This is a genomic window from Albidovulum sp. (genome assembly GCF_041919395.1).
GTDB lineage: Bacteria > Pseudomonadota > Alphaproteobacteria > Rhodobacterales > Rhodobacteraceae > Albidovulum.
Genome location: NZ_JAYRTX010000019.1, coordinates 1 through 19800 on the forward strand (window position 1 = coordinate 1; position 19800 = coordinate 19800).

The 19800-nt window shown below is 67.2% G+C and carries 22 protein-coding genes; 14 read left to right on the forward strand and 8 right to left on the reverse strand.

Going from position 1 to position 19800, the window contains the following annotated elements; all coding sequences use genetic code 11:
* The 7 genes from ACMUOO_RS05215 to ACMUOO_RS05245 form a co-directional block, all read left to right on the forward strand.
* Nucleotides 1-473, forward strand: a 473-nt coding sequence (locus tag ACMUOO_RS05215) for a FadR/GntR family transcriptional regulator (protein WP_413854909.1), incomplete at its 5' end; no start/stop codon positions are given.
* Nucleotides 474-562: 89 nt separating this feature from the next.
* Complete coding sequence (locus ACMUOO_RS05220; RefSeq protein ID WP_301919249.1) at nucleotides 563-1537, forward strand: ABC transporter substrate-binding protein; 975 nt, start codon at nucleotides 563-565, stop codon at nucleotides 1535-1537.
* Between the two features lie 60 nt (nucleotides 1538-1597).
* The gene (locus tag ACMUOO_RS05225; protein ID WP_301919248.1) at nucleotides 1598-2356 is read left to right on the forward strand and encodes an ABC transporter permease; all 759 of its coding nucleotides are present in this window, start codon (nucleotides 1598-1600) and stop codon (nucleotides 2354-2356) included.
* Entirely contained in the window at nucleotides 2343-3143 is an 801-nt protein-coding gene (locus ACMUOO_RS05230) for an ABC transporter ATP-binding protein (protein ID WP_301919247.1), read from the forward strand. The genes ACMUOO_RS05225 and ACMUOO_RS05230 overlap by 14 nt, the downstream gene beginning before the upstream one ends.
* Nucleotides 3144-3146: 3 nt before the next feature.
* Nucleotides 3147-3899, forward strand: coding sequence for an ABC transporter permease (locus ACMUOO_RS05235; protein WP_301919246.1), 753 nt, complete (start codon nucleotides 3147-3149; stop codon nucleotides 3897-3899).
* A 41-nt stretch (nucleotides 3900-3940) separates the two neighbouring features.
* The gene (locus ACMUOO_RS05240; protein ID WP_367891214.1) at nucleotides 3941-5476 is read left to right on the forward strand and encodes an acyl--CoA ligase; all 1536 of its coding nucleotides are present in this window, start codon (nucleotides 3941-3943) and stop codon (nucleotides 5474-5476) included.
* An 11-nt stretch (nucleotides 5477-5487) separates the two neighbouring features.
* Nucleotides 5488-6465: a 2-dehydropantoate 2-reductase gene (locus tag ACMUOO_RS05245; protein ID WP_301919244.1), complete on the forward strand. Its 978-nt coding sequence runs from the start codon at nucleotides 5488-5490 to the stop codon at nucleotides 6463-6465.
* Nucleotides 6466-6510: 45 nt separating this feature from the next.
* On the opposite strand, the gene ACMUOO_RS05250 is transcribed toward ACMUOO_RS05245, so the two are convergent.
* From ACMUOO_RS05250 to topA, 5 genes are all read right to left on the reverse strand, one after another.
* Nucleotides 6511-7137 carry a 3-oxoacid CoA-transferase subunit B gene (locus ACMUOO_RS05250; RefSeq protein ID WP_301919243.1) on the reverse strand — a complete coding sequence of 209 codons (627 nt, stop codon included), beginning with the start codon at nucleotides 7135-7137 and terminating at the stop codon, nucleotides 6511-6513.
* A 1-nt stretch (nucleotide 7138) separates the two neighbouring features.
* On the reverse strand, nucleotides 7139-7372 hold the full coding sequence (locus ACMUOO_RS05255) for a hypothetical protein (protein WP_301919242.1): 234 nt from the start codon (nucleotides 7370-7372) through the stop codon (nucleotides 7139-7141).
* Nucleotides 7373-7384: 12 nt separating this feature from the next.
* Entirely contained in the window at nucleotides 7385-8083 is a 699-nt protein-coding gene (locus tag ACMUOO_RS05260; RefSeq protein ID WP_301919241.1) for a CoA transferase subunit A, read from the reverse strand.
* 75 nt (nucleotides 8084-8158) lie between these two features.
* On the reverse strand, nucleotides 8159-8740 hold the full coding sequence (locus tag ACMUOO_RS05265; RefSeq protein ID WP_301919240.1) for a L,D-transpeptidase: 582 nt from the start codon (nucleotides 8738-8740) through the stop codon (nucleotides 8159-8161).
* Nucleotides 8741-8859: 119 nt separating this feature from the next.
* On the reverse strand, nucleotides 8860-11469 hold the full coding sequence (gene topA, locus ACMUOO_RS05270; RefSeq protein WP_301919239.1) for a type I DNA topoisomerase: 2610 nt from the start codon (nucleotides 11467-11469) through the stop codon (nucleotides 8860-8862).
* 183 nt (nucleotides 11470-11652) lie between these two features.
* On the opposite strand from topA, the gene ACMUOO_RS05275 reads away from it, so the two are divergent.
* Complete coding sequence (locus ACMUOO_RS05275) at nucleotides 11653-12093, forward strand: hypothetical protein (protein ID WP_301919238.1); 441 nt, start codon at nucleotides 11653-11655, stop codon at nucleotides 12091-12093.
* Between the two features lie 207 nt (nucleotides 12094-12300).
* On the opposite strand, the gene dprA is transcribed toward ACMUOO_RS05275, so the two are convergent.
* From dprA to tldD, 3 genes are all read right to left on the reverse strand, one after another.
* On the reverse strand, nucleotides 12301-13482 hold the full coding sequence (gene dprA, locus ACMUOO_RS05280; RefSeq protein ID WP_301919435.1) for a DNA-processing protein DprA: 1182 nt from the start codon (nucleotides 13480-13482) through the stop codon (nucleotides 12301-12303).
* Between the two features lie 179 nt (nucleotides 13483-13661).
* The gene (locus ACMUOO_RS05285; protein ID WP_301919237.1) at nucleotides 13662-13988 is read right to left on the reverse strand and encodes a YnfA family protein; all 327 of its coding nucleotides are present in this window, start codon (nucleotides 13986-13988) and stop codon (nucleotides 13662-13664) included.
* A 28-nt stretch (nucleotides 13989-14016) separates the two neighbouring features.
* Entirely contained in the window at nucleotides 14017-15438 is a 1422-nt protein-coding gene (tldD, locus tag ACMUOO_RS05290) for a metalloprotease TldD (protein ID WP_413854910.1), read from the reverse strand.
* A 187-nt stretch (nucleotides 15439-15625) separates the two neighbouring features.
* Here tldD and coxB point away from each other — a divergent pair, with 187 nt between their 5' ends.
* The 6 genes from coxB (at nucleotide 15626) to ACMUOO_RS05320 (ending at nucleotide 19799) form a co-directional block, all read left to right on the forward strand.
* A complete protein-coding gene (gene coxB, locus ACMUOO_RS05295) occupies nucleotides 15626-16498 on the forward strand; it encodes a cytochrome c oxidase subunit II (protein ID WP_301919235.1) in 873 nt (290 codons plus the stop codon).
* Between the two features lie 58 nt (nucleotides 16499-16556).
* Nucleotides 16557-17489 carry a heme o synthase gene (cyoE, locus tag ACMUOO_RS05300; RefSeq protein ID WP_301919234.1) on the forward strand — a complete coding sequence of 311 codons (933 nt, stop codon included), beginning with the start codon at nucleotides 16557-16559 and terminating at the stop codon, nucleotides 17487-17489.
* Complete coding sequence (locus ACMUOO_RS05305; RefSeq protein WP_301919233.1) at nucleotides 17489-17653, forward strand: cytochrome C oxidase assembly protein; 165 nt, start codon at nucleotides 17489-17491, stop codon at nucleotides 17651-17653. Before cyoE ends, ACMUOO_RS05305 begins: the two co-directional genes overlap by 1 nt.
* A complete protein-coding gene (locus ACMUOO_RS05310; protein ID WP_301919232.1) occupies nucleotides 17650-18228 on the forward strand; it encodes a cytochrome c oxidase assembly protein in 579 nt (192 codons plus the stop codon). The genes ACMUOO_RS05305 and ACMUOO_RS05310 overlap by 4 nt, the downstream gene beginning before the upstream one ends.
* 21 nt (nucleotides 18229-18249) lie before the next feature.
* On the forward strand, nucleotides 18250-19053 hold the full coding sequence (locus tag ACMUOO_RS05315; protein WP_301919231.1) for a cytochrome c oxidase subunit 3: 804 nt from the start codon (nucleotides 18250-18252) through the stop codon (nucleotides 19051-19053).
* Nucleotides 19054-19118: 65 nt separating this feature from the next.
* Complete coding sequence (locus ACMUOO_RS05320; RefSeq protein ID WP_301919230.1) at nucleotides 19119-19799, forward strand: SURF1 family protein; 681 nt, start codon at nucleotides 19119-19121, stop codon at nucleotides 19797-19799.
* Nucleotide 19800: the final 1 nt, after the last annotated feature.

The window sequence follows — 19800 nt, forward strand, 5'->3', positions numbered from 1 at the left end:
TTGCGGATGCCGAGACTGCAGCGGCCGATCCGATCGCCGATCTCGGGCGTCAGATCACGCCTTTCCGGATGATGCGCGCGCGTATGGCGATCGAACCCGCCATTGCCCGCGAGGCGGCGGTGAACGCCTCGGGCAAGGCGCTCATGACGATGCAGCTTGCGATGCAGCGCGCCCAGTCCGCCCCGAGCTGGGGCGAGTACGAGAGGCAGGACGACCTCTTTCACCGGGCCATCGCCGAGGCCAGCGACAACCTTCTACTGCTTTCGCTGTTTGACCAACTGAACGGCGTGCGTCGCGCGGTCGCCTGGGGCAACGTGGTGCGCGACAGTCAGCGCCCGCCTTCGGACCATTCGAGCTTCGGCGAACACGAGGCGATCGCGATGGAGATCGCGGCCCGCAGGCCGGAAGGGGCCTACGAGGCCATGCGCAGGCATCTGAAATCCGTATCCGAAAGATTGTTTGGGGGTGCCTAGGTCAAGACGGGACGCGGGCAGGCGCACAGAGCCGAGGGCCGGCGCCGCCCGCATCTATCGAGCGTGAGGATTCTCAGGGAGGAGAAGACATGACTGACATCGTGACGCTGGCGAAGCGCTTCATCTGCGCCGTGCCGATCGCCCTTGGCATGACGCTGTCCGCCGCCCAGGCCGAGCCGATCCGGATCGCCCTGGCGGAGACGCCGTCGGACGAGATGGCGGCCTTCTTCGTGGCACTCGACCGCGCCAAGGCGAACGGACTCGACTACGAATGGACCGCCTTCGCCGACGAGGAACTGGCGATCCAGGCGGTTCTGAGCGGCCAGATGGATATCGGCTTCGGAACGCCCTATTCGATCATGCAGCGCTCCAAGGCGCCGCTCAGGATCATCTTCCAGCTCTCGAAGCTGAAGTTCTTCCCGGTGACGACGATGGACTATGCCTCGCTCAAGGACCTCGACGGCGAGCCGATCATGCTGCATTCGCGCGGCGGCGGCACCGATTCCATCGCCAACGTGATCGAGGAGAAGGAGGGCATCAAGTTCGGCGAGCGGTCATACGTTCCCGGCTCCGCCAACCGCGTCGTCGCGATGATGGCCGGTCAGGCCAAGGCGACGATCCTCGACCTGTCGAACAAGAACAAGATCGTGGCAGAGGCCGGTGACAGGTTCCACGCCCTGCCGATGTTCGACGTGGATGCGAGTGACGAGGCGCTGTTCGCCAACCTCGACTGGATCCAGTCGAACGAGGAGCAGGTCGACATCTTCGTCAAGGCGCTGCTCAGCACGTGGCAGGACATGACGAAGGATCCGACCATCATCCGCAAGGAAACCAACCCCGACGGACCCATCGGCCAGCTTCCGAAGGAAATCCTCGACGGTCTCGACGGGTTCTATGCCGAAGCGGTCGAAGGCGGCCTCTACGATCCCAACGGCGGCGGGCGAAAGGCTGCGGCGGCCGACATGGAATGGTATACCGAGGCGGGCCAGCTGGAAGGCGATCCGGCGAGCCTGAACATCGAGGACTTCTGGTACTTCAAGCCGCTCGATACGGCCACGCAGTAACGCTCCGGAGGGCTGCGGCCGCTCAGTCCGCAGCTTCCCGGCCGGGATGGATACCTGCCGATGAACCGTTCTTTGGTGTTCAAGCTTCTGTCCGCCGTGCTCGTCTTCGGCGCGTGGGAAATCGGCGGGCGCATACCGATCAGCTACGCCTTTCCGACCTTCCTTGAGTCGATGGAGGCTTTCGCCCGCATGGCGTTCGACGGCACGCTTCTCAGGGCCTATGCCGAAACCCTCAAGCCGCTCGTCCTCGGCGTTGCGATCTCGGCCCTTCTGGGCATCGGATTCGGGCTCTGGATCGGCCTTAGCGCCCGGTCGGAATGGTTCTTCTCGCCCATCTTCATCGTCATGCAGGCCGCACCCCTGGCCGCGCTGATACCGCTTCTGGTGATGGCCTACGGGATCGGGCTCACCTCCAAGGTGTTTGTCGTCTGCATCATGGCGATGCCCGTGATCGTGCTGAACACCGCCGGCGCCGTGCGCAACACGCCGGCGTCGCTGAAGGAGATGGGTCAGTCCTTTCTCGCAGACGACCGGCAGATTCTCCTCAAGATCGTCATTCCCGCCGCCTCGCCGGTGATCTTCTCGGGCCTGCGCCTCGGCGTTTCGGCCGGCTTCATCGGCGCGGTGCTGGCCGAGTTGAAGATCACGCCGACCGGGGTCGGAGACATCATCAGCTACAGCCGCTCCATCGCCGATTATCCGAGCATGTACGCGGCCATCTTCTCCATCATCCTGCTGGCAGTCCTGTTCCTGAACTTGCTGGAGAAGCTTGAAAACGTCCTGTTCGAAGGGAACAACCGTGGTTATGTCTCAGACTGAAAGCTCCTTCGCGGGCGCGCAAAGGCTCGGCCCCGACAGCGCCGTATCGGTGCGCGGCGTCTCGAAGACCTATGGTGCCGTCGAGGCGCTGAGGAACATGTCGCTGGAGTTTCCGCGCGGCCAGCTGACGTCGCTGCTCGGTCCGTCGGGGTGTGGAAAGACGACGCTCCTGAAGATCATCGCGGGCCTCATCCCGGCCGACGAGGGCGAGGTCGAGGTCAACGGGACGAAGATCGCCGGGCCCGGCAACGACCGCGCCTTCGTGTTTCAGGACTTCGCGCTCCTGCCCTGGGCCAACGTTCTGCGGAACGTGGCATTCGGGCTCGAGCTTCGCGGGGTGGCGAAGTCCGAAAGGGAGGCCGTCGCGGAAAGATACATCCGCAACGTCGGTCTTGCCGGGTTCGAGAAGAGCTTCCCGCACGAGCTGTCCGGCGGCATGCGCCAGCGCGTCGGCCTTGCTCGGGCGCTCTCGGTGAATGCCGACGTGCTGCTTCTCGACGAACCCTTCTCGGCGGTGGATGAACAGACCCGGCGGAAGTTCCAGGAGGATCTCCTCGCCCTCGTCGCGAACGAGAACAAGACCTTCATCTTCGTGACCCATTCGATCGAGGAGGCGGTCTACGTCTCCGACCAGATCGCCATCCTTCTGGCCCGCCCGAGCCGGGTGTCCGAGATCATCCGTCCCTCCAGCTTCCGCGAGAAGGGCGTCGAGAACATCCGCCGCGATCCCGAGTATCTCGATATCGTGGACCAGATCTGGGCCTCGCTGCGCAGCTATGTGGAATAGGCCATGACCGCGTTCGGCATCCGACTTCCGGCCATGTCCTCGCTGCTGATCTGGGGTCTCCTTTGGGAGATCGTTGGGCAGCTCGACCTCACCTTCTTCGTTCCGCCGCTGTCGCAGGTCTTCGCGACGCTGTTCGAGATCATCGGCACCCCGGTCTTCGTGAAGGCGCTGACGGAAACGGCCTATGCCTTCGTCATGGGGGTCTTCTTCGCAATCGTGATCGGCATCCCGGTGGGGATCCTGATGGGCAAGAGCCGGATCGTGGACGAACTGCTGCTGCCCTGGGTCAACATCTTCGTCAGCGCGCCCCTGACGGCACTGGTGCCGGTCCTGATGGTCCTCTTCGGCTTCGGACTGACCTCGATCATCATCACCACCACGCTCTTCGCGATCTGGATCATCATCCTGAACGCACGCGCGGGCGTGCGCCAGATCAACCGCTCGCTCGTCGAGATGGCGCGCAGCTTCGGGGCCACGCCGCTCGACGCCTTCACGAAGATCTACTTCTGGGCTGCACTTCCAGAGATACTCGGCGGTGTTCGGATCGGTGTGATCCGGGCGGTCAAGGGCGTCATCATCGGCCAGCTCCTGATCTCCATCGTGGGCTTCGGCGCGCTCTTCGAGCTCTATGCCTCGAACTTCCTGATGGGCCATTTCTGGGCGGTTCTCATCATCCTGTTCGCGCTGGCCTTTTCGATTTCGGAGTTTCTGGGCTATCTCGAGAGGAAGGTCGCCTACTACGCGGCCAAGCGATGAACGCCGGCGGCAGACCGGGCAAGACGGAGGAACGAGAGACGATGGCCGAGACGCTGAAGGACCTGCTTGCGCCGCATCCGGCAGAATGGCCCGCCATCGGCGCGCCGGGTCGCCCGTGGATGACCTACGGCGGCCTGCGCGACCTCTCTGCCGACGTTGCGGCAAGCCTGCGCTCGAACGGCATCGGCGCAGCGGACCGCGTGGCGATCGTCCTGCCGAACGGGCCGGAAATGGCTGCGGCCTTCGTCGCCATCGCGCAAGCCGCCGCGACCGCGCCCCTGAACCCCGCCTACCGGCAGGAGGAATATGAGTTCTACCTTGGCGACCTGAAGGCCAGGGCGCTGGTCGTCGAGGAGGGCTACCACGGCCCGGCCCTTGCGGCGGCAGCGAAATTCGGGCTGAGGATCCTGCGCCTCAGGGGCGGCAGCGGCCCGGCCGGGGCCTTCACCCTCCAGGCGGAAGGCAGTGCCGCCCCCGCTCTGGCGGGCGAGCCCGGAGCAGGAGACGTCGCGCTGATCCTGCACACCTCGGGCACCACGTCGCGGCCGAAGATCGTCCCGCTGCTCCAGTCGAACCTCGCCGCCTCGGCCGAGAACATCCGGCGGACGCTGGAGCTGCGACCGGCCGACCGCTGCCTGAACGTCATGCCGCTCTTCCACATCCACGGCCTGATCGCCGCCGTCTCGGCCTCGCTCGGGGCGGGTGCTTCGATCTCCTGCGCGCCGGGTTTCGATGCGCTGCGCTTCTTCGGCTGGATGAACGAGGTCCGCCCGACCTGGTACACCGCGGTGCCGACGATGCACCAGGCGATCCTCGCCCGGGCCGAGCGAAACCGGGACGTGATCGCGGCCACGAGGCTGCGCTTCATCCGCTCCTCCTCGGCGTCGCTTCCGGCGCAGGTCATGCGGGCATTGAGCGAGACATTCGGCGCGCCGGTCATCGAGGCCTACGGGATGACCGAGGCCACCCACCAGATGACGAGCAACCCGCTCACGCCCGGCGGCCAGGTTCCGGGTTCGGTCGGGCGCGAGGCGGGGCCGAAGGTGCGCATCGCGCACGAACTGGAAAACCGCCTCGTGCAGGGAACCGGCGAGGTCGTCATCTCCGGCCCGAACGTCACGCCGGGATACGAGGGCAATCCCGACGCCAATGGCCGGAACTTCTTCATGGCCGAGGGCGCGCGCTGGTTTCGCACCGGCGATCAGGGCGCCTTCGACGATCTGGGATATCTGCGGCTGACGGGACGGCTGAAGGAGATCATCAATCGCGGCGGCGAAAAGATCAGCCCGCTGGAGGTCGACGATGTCCTGCTCGACCATCCGGCGATCGCGCAGGTCGTGACCTTCGCCATCCCACATCCGAAACTGGGCGAGGAAGTGGGCGCCGCCGTGGTGCTGCGCGAAGGCCGTGATGCCACCGAACGCGAGATACGGGACTTCGCGGCCGGCCGGCTCGCGGATTTCAAGGTGCCTCGCCGAATCGTCATCGTGGCAGAGATTCCGAAGGGCGCGACGGGCAAGATGCAGCGGATCGGTCTGGCCGAAAAACTCGGCCTTGCCGGCCCTGTCGAAGCCTGAGGGCAGGGCCCATGCGGATCTGCATCTTCGGCGCGGGCGCGATCGGCGGCTATCTCGGCGCGAAGCTGGCGCAGGCGGGCGTCGATGTCGGGATCGTGGCGCGTGGGCCGCATCTGGAGGCGATACGCCGCAAGGGCCTGACCTTGATCGAGAACGGCACGACGACGGAGCACAGGGTCCGCGCCAGCGCCGACGCGAGGGACTTCGGGCCGCAGGACTATGTTATCCTCACGCTCAAGGCGCATTCCGTGCCGGCCATCGTCGGCGATCTTGCGCCGCTTCTCGAGCCTGCGACCACCGTGGTCAGCGGGGTCAACGGCATTCCCTGGTGGTACTTTCACAAGATCGGCGGTCCTCTCGAAGGAACGCGGCTTGCCTCGGTCGATCCCGGCGACGTCCAGTGGAACGGCATCGGGCCCGACCGGGTGCTCGGCTGCGTGGTCTATCCGGCCGCCGAGGTGCCGGAGCCCGGGACGGTCCGGCATATCGAGGGCAACCGATTCTCGCTCGGCGAACCGAACGGCTCGAAATCCGCGAGGGCAGTGGCCCTGTCGGCCGCCCTCACTGCCGCCGGCCTGAAGGCGCCGGTAAGGCCGAAGCTGAGGGACGAGATCTGGGTGAAGCTCTGGGGGAACCTCTCCTTCAACCCGATCTCGGCCCTGACCCATGCGACCCTCGAAATCCTCTGCACCGACCCCGGCACCCGCGCCATCGCGCGCGCGATGATGGTGGAGGCGCAGGTCATCGCCGAGAAGTTGGGCGTGTCGTTCCCGATCGACGTGGATCGGCGCATCGACGGCGGCGCGGCCGTCGGGGCACACCGGACCTCGATGCTTCAGGATCTCGAGGCAGGCCGGCCGATGGAGATCGACGCCCTGGTCGGATCGGTCCAGGAACTCGGCCGACTGACGGGTTCACCCACGCCGACGATCGACATCATCCTCGCCCTCATCCGCCAGCGCGCCGCCGTGGCTGCCGCCGGAGGCTGAAGGCGCCGGGCCCGGGCGGGATCGCCCGCCACCTCGCGGTCACGGTCAGACGACGGTGGCCTCGGTGGCGGCGCGAAGCTCCGCCTCGGTGACGCCGGAGGCGAGTTCGACGATGTGCAGGCCCTTGTGGCCGACGTCGAGCACGCCGAGGTTGGTGATGATCCTGTCCACCACGGCCCTGCCGGTCAACGGCAGCGTGCACTCCCGCAGGACCTTCGATTCGCCGTGCTTGGAGGTGTGATCCATCACCACCACCACCCGGCCGACGCCGGCGACGAGGTCCATCGCGCCACCCATGCCCTTGACGAGCTTGCCGGGGATCATCCAGTTCGCCAGATCGCCCTTTTCCGAAACCTCCATCGCGCCGAGGATCGCCATGGCGATCTTGCCGCCGCGGATCATGCCGAAGCTCGTGGCGCTGTCGAAATAGGCCGAGTGCGGCAGTTCGGTGATCGTCTGCTTGCCGGCGTTGATGAGGTCGGGGTCTTCCTCGCCCTCGAAGGGGAAGGGGCCCATGCCGAGCATGCCGTTTTCCGACTGCAGTGTGACGTGCACTCCCTCGGGGATGTAGTTCGACACAAGCGTCGGGATGCCGATGCCGAGGTTCACATACATCCCGTCCTTCAGTTCCTGCGCCGCGCGCGCGGCCATCTCGTTGCGGTCCCAGGGCATTTCAGCTCTCCTTGGAATGGGCGAGGACCTGGCGGAGACCCTCGAGCGTCGTCTCGATGGTCCCGAGCCGTTCCGCGATCATCAGCGATCGGACGGTGTCGATGACCATCTGGTTGTGTGGTTCGGTGCGCTCCGAGGGGAAATGGTCGGTGACGATGTCGCGCGCGACGGCGACCCAGTGCAGGAAGTCGGCCTGGACCGTTTCTCTGAAGTCGCTGACTGCGCGATCCGTCATCGCCCGGCCTCCTCAGGCACGCTTGCGCAGGGTGCGCTGTTCGATCCGCTTCTCGTGCGGACCGGCGATGATCCGGTGCACGTAGATGCCGGGCAGGTGGATGCCGTCCGGGTCGAGGCTGCCCGGTTCGACGATCTCTTCCACCTCGGCCACGCAGACCCGTCCGCACATGCCGGCCGGCACGTTGAAGTTGCGCGCGGTCTTGCGAAAGACGAGGTTGCCCGTGGTGTCCGCCTTCCAGGCCTTGATTATGGACAGGTCGGCGAAGATGCCCCTTTCCAGAATATAGGTCTCGCCGTCGAAGTCCTTGTGTTCCTTGCCCTCGGCGATCACCGTGCCCACGCCGGTCTTGGTGTAGAAGCCGGGGATGCCGCAGCCGCCGGCCCGCATCCGCTCTGCGAGCGTGCCCTGCGGGTTGAATTCCAGCTCCAGCTCGCCCGAGAGATACTGCCGCATGAACTCCGCGTTCTCGCCGACATAGGACGACAGCATCTTCCTGATCTGCCGCGTGTCGAGAAGCTTGCCGAGACCGAAGCCGTCGACACCGCAGTTGTTCGAGGCGATGGTCAGATCCTTCACCCCGCTCTCCACCAGGGCGTCGATCAGCAACTCGGGGATCCCGCAGAGCCCGAAGCCCCCCGCCGCGATGAACATCCCGTCATGCAGGAGACCCTCAAGCGCCTCCCGCGCGGAACCGTAGACTTTCTTCATGTTCGCTCCCCGAAGATCATCGGGGGAGTTGTGACCCGAGGGGGCAACGCTGTCAATCGCCGCGGTGCGGCAGGATCAGATCAGCCGCACCTGGGTGCCGATCGGCGTGAGGTCGAAGAGGTCGGCGATGGCGGCATTGTAGAGCCCGATGCAGCCGTCCGAGGACCGCCGCCCGATCTTGCGGGTGTCATGCGTGCCGTGGATCAGGTAGGCGGGCCAGTCGAGGTACATTGCATGGGTGCCAAGTGGGTTGTCCGGCCCCGGCGGCATGTATTTCCAGTCCGGGAAGCGCGCCAGCTGCGAGGGCGTCGGCGTCCAGTCCGGCCCCACCTTCTTGCGCACGATCTTCGTGTAGCCGCGTCTGGTCAGCTCGTCGGATTTCGGCACCGAGGTCGGATAGATGCGGTAGTCGGTGCCGTCACCGCTCCAGAAGTGGAGCGCGCGCGAGATGGTGTCGGCCACGATCGCGCCCTTCCCGAGTTCGCTGAAATGGTCCCGCCAGTCCTGCGCGGCGAAGCTGGAGACGTTGCGGCGGGCGAACCCGGTCTCCACCTCGGCGGGTTGGGCGGCCATCTGCGCCTGCGCGGCTGCCGGAACGAAGACGGTGGCCGCCGCGGCGCCGATCAGTCGGCGCCGCGAAAACATCAATCGCGTCATGGGGTTTATCCTTCTTGCCTGTTCCCGGCCACCCTGCCGCTCCGGGCGCGCGAAGGCCAGTCACATATGCTTGAAGCCGAATATGAAGCCCGCGGAGAGGCTGCCGCCGCCCCCAGCCGTCAGCCCGCCTTGGCGGCCTTCGCCCGCGCGGCCCTGGCGGGCGCTTTCTTCGCGGTGGCGGCCTTGGATGTGGACGTCTTCGCGGCCGCCGCTTTGGCAGTCGCTTTCGGTGCCGCCTTCTTTGCGCCAGCCGTCCTTCGCCCGCCCGTCTTCCCGGCCTTTGCCGCAATGAGCTCCAGCGCCTGGTCGAGCGTGACGGCCTCCGGCGCCAGGTCCTTGGGCAGGGTGGCGTTGACCTTCTCCCACTTCACGTAAGGCCCGTAGCGGCCCGCCATGACCTCGACCCTGCCGCCGCCGGGATGTTCCCCCAGCACCCTGAGTGCGGCGGGGGCCGCGGCGCGCGGGCCGCGGCTGGCCTTCTGCGCCAGCACTTCCACCGCGCGGTTCATGCCGATGGTGAAGACCTCGTCGGCCTCCGGCAGGTTGGCGTAGATGCGGCCGTGCCGGACGTATGGACCATAGCGGCCGATGCCGGCCTCCACCGTTTCGCCGTCCTCCGGATGCGGCCCGATCTCGCGCGGCAGGTTGAGGAGCTTGAGCGCCTTGCCGAGGTCCATCGCCTCGGGCGACCAGCCCTTCGGCAGGCTCGCGCGGGCTGGCTTCGGGGTGTCCTCGGTGGCCTCGCCGCGCTGGACGTAGGGTCCGAAGCGGCCGGCCTTCAGCCAGATCTCGTCGCCGCCATCCTCGCCCAGCACCCGCTCCGCCGCGCCGGTCTCCTCGCCGTTCGGGGCCGAAAGCGCGCGGGTGTAGCGGCACGCCGGATAGTTCGAGCAGCCGATGAAGGCGCCGCCCGACCGTGCGGTCTTGAGCGAGAGCCGCCCCTCGCCGCAGGTCGGGCAGGTGCGCGGATCGGATCCGTCGGCGCGCGGCGGGTAGAGGTGCGGCGCGAGGAACTCGTCAATCTTCTCCAGCACCTCGCCGATCCTGAGGTCGGCCGTCTCGGCGATGGCGGCGGTGAAGTCGCGCCAGAAGCGGGCGAGCACGTCCTTGTAGTCGCGGTCGCCCGCCGAGATGTCGTCAAGCTCCTCCTCCATGTCGGCGGTGAAGTCGTACTCGACGTAGCGGCGGAAGTAGTTCGTGAGGAACGCGGTGACGAGCCGTCCCTTGTCCTCGGGGATAAGTCGGCCCTTGTCCTTGCGGACATATTCGCGGTCCTGGATCGTGGTGACGATGGAAGCGTAGGTGGAGGGCCGGCCGATGCCAAGCTCCTCCATCCGCTTGACCAGCGTCGCCTCGGTATAGCGCGGGGGCGGCTGGGTGAAATGTTGCTCGGGCGTGACCTTCTGCTTCCCGGCGGGTTCCCCGGCCATGATCTGCGGCAGGCGGGCGCCGTCCTCGCCATCCTCGTCGTCGCGGCTTTCGTCATAGACGGCAAGGAAGCCGTCGAACATCACCACCTGGCCGGTGGCGCGCAGTTCCACCTCGCCGTCAGGGCTGGCCACGTCGACCGTGGTCCGTTCCAGCCGGGCGGCGGCCATCTGGCTGGCGATGGTGCGCTTCCAGATCAGGTCGTAGAGCTTCCGCTGGTCGTCGGCCGCCTTCAGCTTGTCGGGGCTGAGGCTCATGTCTGTCGGCCGGATGCATTCATGCGCTTCCTGCGCATTCTTGGCCTTGTTCTTGTACATGCGGGGGGAGTCAGGGACGTAATCCGCGCCGAAACGGCGCTTGATCTCGTCGCGCGCGGCCATGACGGCCTCCGGCGCCATGTCGATGCCGTCGGTTCGCATGTAGGTGATGTGACCCGCCTCGTAGAGCCGTTGGGCCGCGGACATCGTGGCCTTCGCGCCCATGCCGAACTTGCGGCTCGCCTCCTGCTGGAGGGTGGAGGTCATGAAGGGTGGCCAGGGGTTGCGGGTGGCGGGCTTGGCCTCGACCGACTTCACGGTCAGGTCCCGCGACCGGATCGCCTGCACCGCAAGCTCGGCCGCGGTTTCGTTGGCAAGGTCGAACCGGTCGAGCTTCTTGCCGCCGAGGACGGTCAGCCGCGCCTGAAACTCCTGTCCCCGCGGCGTGGCGAGGACCGCGGTCACCGTCCAGTATTCGCGCGCCTTGAAGGCCTCGATGTCCAGTTCGCGCTCGACGATGAGCCTCAGGCAGACCGACTGCACCCGCCCCGCCGACTTCGCGCCGGGAAGCTTGCGCCAGAGCACCGGGGAGAGATTGAAGCCGACGAGATAGTCGAGCGCGCGGCGGGCGAGGTAGGCTTCCACCAGCGCGGTATCGACCTCGCGCGGGTGCGCCATCGCCTCGGTCACCGCTGATTTCGTGATCGCGTTGAAGGTGACGCGGCGGACGGCCTTGCCCTTCTTCAGCGACGAGGCCAGCGCCTCCTGCAGGTGCCATGAGATCGCCTCGCCCTCGCGGTCGGGGTCGGTGGCGAGGATCAGCGTGTCGTCGGACTTCAGCGCCTCGGCGATGGCGCGGACATGCTTGCGGCTTTCCGGCGCCACCTCCCAGGTCATTGCGAATCCGTCGTCCGGCACGACCGAGCCGTCTTTCGCGGGAAGGTCGCGGACATGGCCGTAGGAGGCGAGAACGGTGTAGTCTGATCCGAGATACTTGTTGATCGTCTTGGCCTTGGCGGGGGATTCGACAACGACGACGGCCATGACTTCCTCGTGAAAAAGCGTGTTCGGGCTCGGGCGGGGAACATGGGGGGGAAGCCTCCACAATGTCAATGGAGGGCCCGAGAGGTGTGTCCTCATGTGGGCGGCGGCGCGCGACCGGGCAAACTGACGCTTTGCGAACGCCCGGCGCGGGCGCAGTATGTCGCCTGACGGGGGGGCGGGAGAATGACCGGGATGCGGGGGATACTGGTGGCGGTGCTGACGTTCTGGTCGGCAGCGGCCGCAGCGCAGGGCTGGCATGAGCCGGCGCGCGGTTCGGGCGAGCGGCGCGCGCTCATGGATGCGATGCGGCCGCAGGCGGAGTTGATCTTCGGCCCGCCGGTCGAGTTCGTGGTGAGCCGCCTGCGTGTCGCGGGCGATGTGGCCTTCGCCTCGGTCGTGGCGCAGCGGCCCGGCGGCGGGGCGATCTACATCCAGGCAACGCCGGGATGGCAGTCCGGCTATTTCATGCCCGACGCCGACTGGACGGCCGGGCAAGCGCTGCTGCAGCGGACGCGGTCCGGCTGGGCGGTCGCGGCGATGTATTACGGCGCGACCGATGTCTGGTGGGCCGAACCTATGTACTGCGCGGAGTTCGGCGTGGTGATTCCGGAAGCCTGTCCGTAGCGGATGCGAGCTTACGCGATGGGGCGCGGAGACCGGTTCCCCAGGCCGATCTTCCCCAGGTAACGGTGCCCGGCGGCGGAACCGCGAACGGTTGCCGGGCCGCCGGAGCTGATGGAATCTCTGGGCCGTGCGGCAGATGGACGAGGGGCACCGCGCCAGAGGAACGCCGCCGCTTCGGGATGGGTCGGCGAGAGCCGCCCGCCGCTGTCAGACGGCACGCGACAGGAGTCCGCCGGGGTGGCGCAGGATCCGCCCGTCAAGCTCCAGCGCGACGAGTTCCGGCGCGACGGCGGCGGGCGGAACGTCAAGGTCGCGGATGAGCTGATCCTCCGCCAGCGGCGCCGGACCGAGGCGGTCGAGTATTTCCTGGTGGAGCGCGCGAATCCCGGCCCGCGGACGCGGAGCGCCCGCCATGGAGCCGGTCGGACCTCCGGCAGGGGTGTCGGCCGCTCGGCCGGGTCCGCCCTGGACGAGCGTTCCATCGGGTGCCGCACGAAGCCCCTCCGCCGGCAGGTCGGCCGCTGGCCGCCTCGGCGGAGACGCGGGGGCGGCGTGGACCTTCCCGGCCAGCGCTTCCAGTACGTCATCCACCCCGCGGACAAGCGTCGCCCCGTCGCGCAGAAGGAGATTGCAGCCCGAGGCGCGGCCATCGAACGGATGACCCGGCACCGCCAGCACCTCGCGCCCCTGGTCGAGTGCCGTCTTCGCGGTGATGAGGCTGCCCGACCGCGCCGCGGCCTCCACCACCACGACCGCCGAGGCGAGGCCGGAGATGATCCGGTTGCGCAGCGGGAAGTGGCGGGCGAGTGCTTCGAGCGCGATCGGCTGTTCCGAGAGGCGCAGGCCCTTGTCGGCGATCCCGCGTGCAAGGTCGGCGTTTTCCGCCGGGTAGATCACGTCCACGCCCCCGGCCATCACGGCGACCGTGCCCGTTGGCAGCGCGGCGAGATGGGCGGCCGCGTCGATGCCGCGGGCGAGGCCCGAGACGACGGTGATCCCCGCTTCGCCCAGCCCCTCGGCGAGTTTCCGCGCCATCCGGAGCCCGAGCGAGGAGGCGTTTCGGGCACCGACGAGGGCTACCATGGGCCGCGCCGCATGGGCAGGATCGCCGAGCGCCCAGAGCACCGGCGGGGCGTCGGCAAGTTCGGCGAGCGCTTGCGGGTAGGCGGGCTCTCCCCGGCACAGAAGCCGCGCCCCGGCGGCATGGCCTGCCTTGATTTCGGCAAGAACGACGCCTTCGGGACAGGGCGTGTAGTCCGCGACGCCGGCAGTCTTCGCCACCTCCGGCAGGGCCAGAAGCGCGGCGCGGGCGGATCCGTATTCTTCGAGAAGTCGCCAGAAGGTCACCACCCCGACCCGGCGGGAGCGAATGAGGCGGAGCCACGACAGTCTGTCATCTTCCGTGGTGGGTGGGGTGAAGGGGGTGGGGTAAGAAAACAAACCTTTGTCCCTCGTGCCTTCGCCTCATTCGCAAGGGCACCTTGCAACCTCAAGGTTAATCAATGGTTACGATTCGCCCGGCTTGCCACCCTGTCGCGGTGAAAACGAAGTGTTTCGCGTTTGGCTTCTCAGCCCTGGCGCGGAGCCCAGAGGATGATCGCCGCCCCCGCGAGGCATAGCGCCGCGCCGGCGATGTCGAACCCGTCGGGCCGCTGCCCCTCCACCCGCCAGAGCCAGACGAGCGAGGCCGCGATATAGACGCCGCCGTACGCCGCATAGGCGCGTCCGGCGAAGGCTGCCGGGCTCTGCGCCAGAAGCCAAGCGAAGGCCGCGAGCGCCGTCATCGCGGGAAGGAGCCAGACGGCCGACCGGTCAAGCCGAAGCCAGGCCCAGAAGGCGAAGCAGCCTGCGATCTCGGCCAAGGCCGCGGCGGCGTAGATCGCCGCAGCCTTCATTCGGGCTTCTGCGCGGCTGCGCGCGCCCTCATGCCGCCGAGCCGCCCACCGTCAGCCCGCCGATCAAGAGCGTCGGCTGGCCGACGCCCACCGGCACCCATTGCCCGGCCTTGCCGCAATTGCCGATGCCGGGGTCGAGCGTCATGTCGTTGCCGATGGCGCGGATGTTCCTCAGTGCCGTGGCCCCGTCGCCGATCAGCGTCGCGCCCTTGACCGGCGCGCCGACCTTGCCGTCCTTCACGCGGTAGGCCTCGGTGCAGGAAAAGACGAACTTGCCGTTGGTGATGTCGACCTGGCCGCCACCGAAGCCCACGGCATAGATGCCGTCCTTCACCTCGGCCACCACGTCGGCCGGATCGGCCCCGCCGCCCAGCATGTAGGTGTTGGTCATCCTCGGCATCGGCGCATGGGCGAAGCTCTCGCGCCGGCCGTTGCCGGTGGCCGCGACGCCCATCAGGCGGGAATTCTGCCGGTCCTGCATGAAGCCCACGAGGATGCCGTCCTCGATCAGCACGTTCCTGCCCGAGGGCGTGCCCTCGTCATCCACGGTGATCGAGCCGCGCCGGTCCGGGATCGTGCCGTCGTCGAGCACGGTCACGCCCTTCGCCGCCACCCGCTGTCCCATCAGCCCGGCAAAGGCCGAGGTCTTCTTGCGGTTGAAGTCGCCTTCAAGCCCGTGACCCACCGCCTCGTGCAAAAGGATGCCCGGCCAGCCGGCGCCGAGCGCCACGTCCATCACGCCCGCAGGCGCCGCTTCCGCCCGAAGGTTGACAAGCGCGATCCTGAGCGCCTCGCGCGCCGCGTCCTGCCAATGCGCGGGCGTCATGAGCGCCGCCAATCCGGCGCGCCCGCCGCCGCCGGTCGAGCCCGATTCGCGGCGCCCGTTCTCTTCCACGATCACCGAGACGTTGAGCCGAGCCATCGGGCGGATGTCGGAGACGAGCCCGCCCTCGGGCCGCAGGATGAAGACTTCCTGCAGGGAGGCGGCGATGGTGGCCGAGACCTGCACGACCCGGGGGTCGAGCGCGCGGGCGAAGGCGTCGATCTCGCGCAGGGTCTCCACCTTCACGCCGAAGGTGGCATCGGCCATCGGGTCGGCGTCGGCGTAGAACTTCAGGTTCGTGCCCGGCGGGGGGGGCGCCATCGTGCCGCCGCCCTGGCCGACGGCGAGGCGCGCCGTCTCGGCGGCGCGCCTGAGCGCCGCTTCCGAGATCTCCGTCGCATGGGCATAGCCGGAGACCTCGCCCCGGATCGCGCGGAGCCCGAATCCCTCGGAGGCGTCGTAGCTCGCCGTCCTGAGCCGGCCGTCGTCGAACATCAGCGCCTCGGACCGGCGGCGCTCCAGGAAAAGTTCGCCGTCGTCGCCCCCCGCAACGGCCTCCCGCAGAATCGCGAGCGCGCGACCCTGGTCAAGCAGAGTCTCGAAGGGGGAAAACCGGGCATCTGTCATCGCGCTGGCCTCTTGGTCCTTGATATAAGTCAAAAAGCGGCGACGTGCCGCAATGGTTTCGCTTGTCGCACTTCCTCTAATATGATTTTAGAGAACCCGGATACAACCGGCCGACCCGGAGGAGGTTTCGGGCGCGGGCGGAGCTGAAAGCGGCAGGAAGAAGCCGCGGCAGGAACGGGAACTCGACATGCGTTTTGCACCCTCTTTCTCCGGCCTAGGGGCCGCCATCACCGCAAGCCTGATCGCCGGGGCGGCCTGGGCCCAGGACGGGATCACCGGGCTCGAGGTCGTCGGCAAGCCCAATCCCAGCGGCACTAGTACGGGGTTCCAGCCGGCGGCCACGGAACTCGCGCGGGACCAGCAGTGGCTCGATCACATGCTGCTCTGGCTCTGCATCGCGGTCGTCGCACTGGTGGTGACGCTGCTCCTCATCGTCATCCTGCGCTTCAACAGCCGCGCCAATCCGACGCCGGCGAAGTTCAGCCACAACACGCCGGTCGAGATCACCTGGACGCTGGTCCCGGTCCTGATCCTCGTCGTCCTTGGCTCCTTCTCGCTGCCGACGCTCTTCAAGCAGCAGGAAATGCCTGTAGACCCCGATCTCGTGATCAAGGCGACCGGCAACCAGTGGTTCTGGTCCTACGAATACCCCGACGAGCAGATCGCGTTCGACAGCTTCCTTCTCGGACGCGACGAACTTGAGGCGAACGGCTACTCGGCCGACGAATACCTCCTTGCCACCGACAATGCCGTTGTCATCCCGGTGGGCAAGACCGTGCTGGTGCAGGTCACCGCGCTGGACGTGATCCATTCCTGGACGGTTCCGGCCTTTGCCGTGAAACAGGATGCCGTGCCCGGCCGGATCGCCCAGCTCTGGTTCAACGCGGAGCGCGAGGGTGTCTATTTCGGCCAGTGTTCGGAGCTTTGTGGCAAGGACCATGCCTACATGCCGATCACCGTGAAAGTCGTGAGCCAGGCGGTCTACGACGACTGGCTTGCCCGGACCAAGACTGCGGGCCTTGGCATTTCGGCGCCGGTCAAGGTCGCATCGGCCGACTGAATCTGGGCCGCGCCGGCGCAGTGCAGTCTGCGCCGCCGGCGGGGAGGGGACCTGAGACATGAGCGACTTGAGCGCCATCGACCATGGGCGGGAAGCCGGCTTCGGCGACTACGTGCAGCTTCTGAAGCCGCGCGTCATGTCGCTCGTCGTCTTTACCGCCATGGTCGGGCTCATCGTCGCTCCGGTCCCGGTTCATCCCTTTGTCGCCTTCACCGCGATCCTCTTCATCGCGCTCGGCGGCGGCGCCTCGGGCGCGCTCAACATGTGGTATGACGCCGACATAGACCGGGTGATGCGGCGCACCGCGTCGCGGCCGATCCCGGCCGGTCGGGTCGGCGCGGGCGAGGCGCTGGCGCTTGGTCTCGCCCTGTCGGGCATTTCCTGCGCGATGCTCGGACTGGCGGCGAACTGGTTTGCCGGCGGCTTTCTCGCCTTCACCATCTTCTTCTACGTCGTCGTCTACACGATCTGGCTGAAGCGGAGGACGCCGCAGAACATCGTGATCGGCGGCGCCGCCGGGGCCTTCCCGCCGATGATCGGATGGGCGGTCGCCACCGGTGGCATCAGCGTCGAATCCATCCTGATGTTCGCGCTCATATTCATGTGGACTCCGCCGCATTTCTGGGCGCTCGCGCTCTTCATGAAGGACGACTACTCCAACGCCGGCGTGCCGATGCTGACCGTCACGCACGGACGCAGAGCGACACGCAAGCACATCCTCTCCTACACAATTCTCCTCGCGCCCTTCGCTTTCGCGCTCGCGCTTTCGTCCGTCGGCGGCCCCGTCGTGCTGGCGGCTGCGGTGGTTCTGAATGCACTCTTCATCCTCGGTGCCGTCCGGATCGCGCGCCGCGACGACGCTGCGGCCGAGGCCGACAGGTACAGGGCGGAGAAGGCGTTCTTCCGTTTCTCGCTCGCATATCTCTTCCTTCATTTCGGCGCACTCCTGGTGGAGCACAGCCTTACGACCTTCGGACTCGGAGGCTGGTGATGGCGATCCATCCCGAGCATGAACTTCATACCCGCCGGCGCGGCCGCAACCTCGGCCTCGGGCTCGTCCTCGGCGCCTTCGTGGCGCTGATCTTCGGCCTCTCCGTCGTGAAGATATCGCACCTGCGCGAAGGCAAGCTGCCCTCCGCGGAGGCAAAGCAATGAAGCGGCTCGACGGCAATGGCCGCATCGCGGCGCTTCTGGTGGGCGTGGTGGTGACCATGGGCGCCCTCGCCTGGGCGGCGGTCCCGTTCTACGGCTGGTTCTGCCGGGTGACCGGCTACGGCGGCACCCCGGGCGTGCAGGCCGAAAACCACAGCCAGGTCGCCGAGGAATACGTCACCATCCGGTTCGATGCGAACAAGGAACCCTCCATGCCGTGGGAGTTCCACCCGACGCAGAACGAGATGCGGCTGAAGATCGGCGAGACCGGCATGGCCTTCTACGAGGCCTACAATCCGACCGACAAGCCGGTCGCCGGCACCGCCGCCTACAACGTCGCCCCCGACCTCGCGGGCTACTACTTCACGAAGATCGAGTGTTTCTGCTTCACCGAGCAGGTGCTTGAACCGGGCGAGCGGGTGGAAATGCCGGTGGTCTTCTACGTCGATCCCGAGATACTTCAGGATCGTGACGCGGGCCGTATCCGCAACATCACGCTGAGCTATACCTTCTACCAGACCGAATTGCCGCAAGAGCAGGCGAGCCTTTCGCCGGCGACTTCGGCCGACTACAACTGAGGCCCAAGCAGGGAAACCGACATGGCGCACGCGAAAAACCACGACTACCACATTCTCAAGCCCTCGCTCTGGCCCCTCCTCGGGGCGGTCGGCGGATTCGTCATGCTCTTCGGCGCGGTCCTGTGGATGAAGGGCATCACGCCCTTCGTCTTCCTCGCGGGCGTCGCTCTCGTGCTCTATGTCATGTACGGCTGGTGGTCGGACGTCGTCCACGAGGGCAACACGGGCGATCACACGCCGGTCGTCCGCATCGGCCTGCGCTACGGCTTCATCCTCTTCATCATGTCCGAGGTGATGTTCTTCTCGGCCTGGTTCTGGACCTTCTTCAAGCACGCGCTCTATCCGATGGGGCCGGACAGCCCCCTGAAGGACGGTGTCTGGCCGCCGGCAGGGATCGAGACGTTCGACCCCTGGCACCTGCCGCTGATCAACACGCTGATCCTTCTCTGCTCCGGCGCCGCGGTGACCTGGGCGCACCATGCGCTGGTGCACGAGAACAACCGGCGCGACATGATCTCGGGCCTCGCGCTCGGTGCCGCGCTCGGCGCTCTCTTCACGCTGTTCCAGGCCTTCGAGTACAGCCACGCGGCCTTCGGCTTCGCCGGCAACATCTACGGCGCCTCGTTCTTCATGGCGACCGGCTTCCACGGCGCGCATGTCATCATCGGGACGATCTTCCTGCTGGTCTGCATGTTCCGCGCGATGAAGGGTCACTTCACGCCGGAACAGCATGTGGGCTTCGAGACGGCAGCCTGGTACTGGCACTTCGTCGACGTGATCTGGCTCTTCCTCTTCGCCGCGATCTACATCTGGGGCAGTGCCTGATCGGCCACGGCCGACCGGAATGGCCGGGCGCGGGGCCATCCCCCGCGCTTCGCCTTTGAGGACAAATGCGGCGATTACTCTTTCTTCTGGTTGTCGGGGCGGGCGGCGTGGCCGTGCTCCTGTCGCTCGGCCTATGGCAGGTGCAGCGGCTTCACTGGAAGGAAGGAATCATCGCGACGATCGAATCGCGGATCGCGGCGGAGCCCGTGCCGTTCGACACGCTCGCCGGGCCCGATCCGGCCGCCGACCTCTACCGCCCTGTCACGCTTGCCGGGCACACAACCGGGGAAGATGCGCTCGTCCTCTCCGGAAGGAAGGGTGAAGGCGCGGGCTACGAGGTGATCGCCGCCTTCGAGACCGAGGGTGGGCGCCGCATCCTCCTCGACCGCGGGTTCCTCTCCGAGGCCGGGCGCGGGATGCCACGGCCGCCTGTCGCGCTGGCGGTCACCGGAAACCTGCACTGGCCGGACGAGACGGACGCCTTCACGCCCCCGCCCGACGCCGCCGCCGGGCTCTGGTTCGCGCGCGACGTTCCGGCGCTCGCCGCAGCGCTGAACACCGAGCCGGTGCTGGTCGTGGCGCGACTGGTCGAGGGCGACGCGCAGGGCGTGGAGCCTGTGCCGGTCGGCGCCGCCGCCATCCCGAACGATCACCGCCAGTATGCGATCACCTGGTTTTCCCTCGCTGCCGTCTGGGCGGGGATGACAGTCTTCTTTCTGTGGCGTATCAGGCGGCGGGTAGGCTGAG

Bases quoted from the DNA above. Each gene is read 5' to 3' on its own strand.
- ACMUOO_RS05255 (WP_301919242.1), bottom strand. From the start codon at position 7,372: ATGACGGATCGCGCAGTCAGCGACTTCAGAGAAACGGTCCAGGCCGAC.
- ACMUOO_RS05285 (WP_301919237.1), bottom strand. From the start codon at position 13,988: ATGAAGGCTGCGGCGATCTACGCCGCCGCGGCCTTGGCCGAGATCGCA.
- ACMUOO_RS05260 (WP_301919241.1), bottom strand. From the start codon at position 8,083: ATGAAGAAAGTCTACGGTTCCGCGCGGGAGGCGCTTGAGGGTCTCCTG.
- ACMUOO_RS05240 (WP_367891214.1), top strand. From the start codon at position 3,941: ATGGCCGAGACGCTGAAGGACCTGCTTGCGCCGCATCCGGCAGAATGG.
- coxB (WP_301919235.1), top strand. From the start codon at position 15,626: ATGCGTTTTGCACCCTCTTTCTCCGGCCTAGGGGCCGCCATCACCGCA.
- ACMUOO_RS05235 (WP_301919246.1), top strand. From the start codon at position 3,147: ATGACCGCGTTCGGCATCCGACTTCCGGCCATGTCCTCGCTGCTGATC.
- ACMUOO_RS05245 (WP_301919244.1), top strand. From the start codon at position 5,488: ATGCGGATCTGCATCTTCGGCGCGGGCGCGATCGGCGGCTATCTCGGC.
- ACMUOO_RS05315 (WP_301919231.1), top strand. From the start codon at position 18,250: ATGGCGCACGCGAAAAACCACGACTACCACATTCTCAAGCCCTCGCTC.
- ACMUOO_RS05225 (WP_301919248.1), top strand. From the start codon at position 1,598: ATGAACCGTTCTTTGGTGTTCAAGCTTCTGTCCGCCGTGCTCGTCTTC.
- tldD (WP_413854910.1), bottom strand. From the start codon at position 15,438: ATGACAGATGCCCGGTTTTCCCCCTTCGAGACTCTGCTTGACCAGGGT.
- ACMUOO_RS05305 (WP_301919233.1), top strand. From the start codon at position 17,489: ATGGCGATCCATCCCGAGCATGAACTTCATACCCGCCGGCGCGGCCGC.
- ACMUOO_RS05265 (WP_301919240.1), bottom strand. From the start codon at position 8,740: ATGACGCGATTGATGTTTTCGCGGCGCCGACTGATCGGCGCCGCGGCG.
- ACMUOO_RS05320 (WP_301919230.1), top strand. From the start codon at position 19,119: ATGCGGCGATTACTCTTTCTTCTGGTTGTCGGGGCGGGCGGCGTGGCC.
- ACMUOO_RS05310 (WP_301919232.1), top strand. From the start codon at position 17,650: ATGAAGCGGCTCGACGGCAATGGCCGCATCGCGGCGCTTCTGGTGGGC.
- ACMUOO_RS05250 (WP_301919243.1), bottom strand. From the start codon at position 7,137: ATGCCCTGGGACCGCAACGAGATGGCCGCGCGCGCGGCGCAGGAACTG.
- cyoE (WP_301919234.1), top strand. From the start codon at position 16,557: ATGAGCGACTTGAGCGCCATCGACCATGGGCGGGAAGCCGGCTTCGGC.
- ACMUOO_RS05275 (WP_301919238.1), top strand. From the start codon at position 11,653: ATGACCGGGATGCGGGGGATACTGGTGGCGGTGCTGACGTTCTGGTCG.
- ACMUOO_RS05220 (WP_301919249.1), top strand. From the start codon at position 563: ATGACTGACATCGTGACGCTGGCGAAGCGCTTCATCTGCGCCGTGCCG.
- topA (WP_301919239.1), bottom strand. From the start codon at position 11,469: ATGGCCGTCGTCGTTGTCGAATCCCCCGCCAAGGCCAAGACGATCAAC.
- ACMUOO_RS05230 (WP_301919247.1), top strand. From the start codon at position 2,343: ATGTCTCAGACTGAAAGCTCCTTCGCGGGCGCGCAAAGGCTCGGCCCC.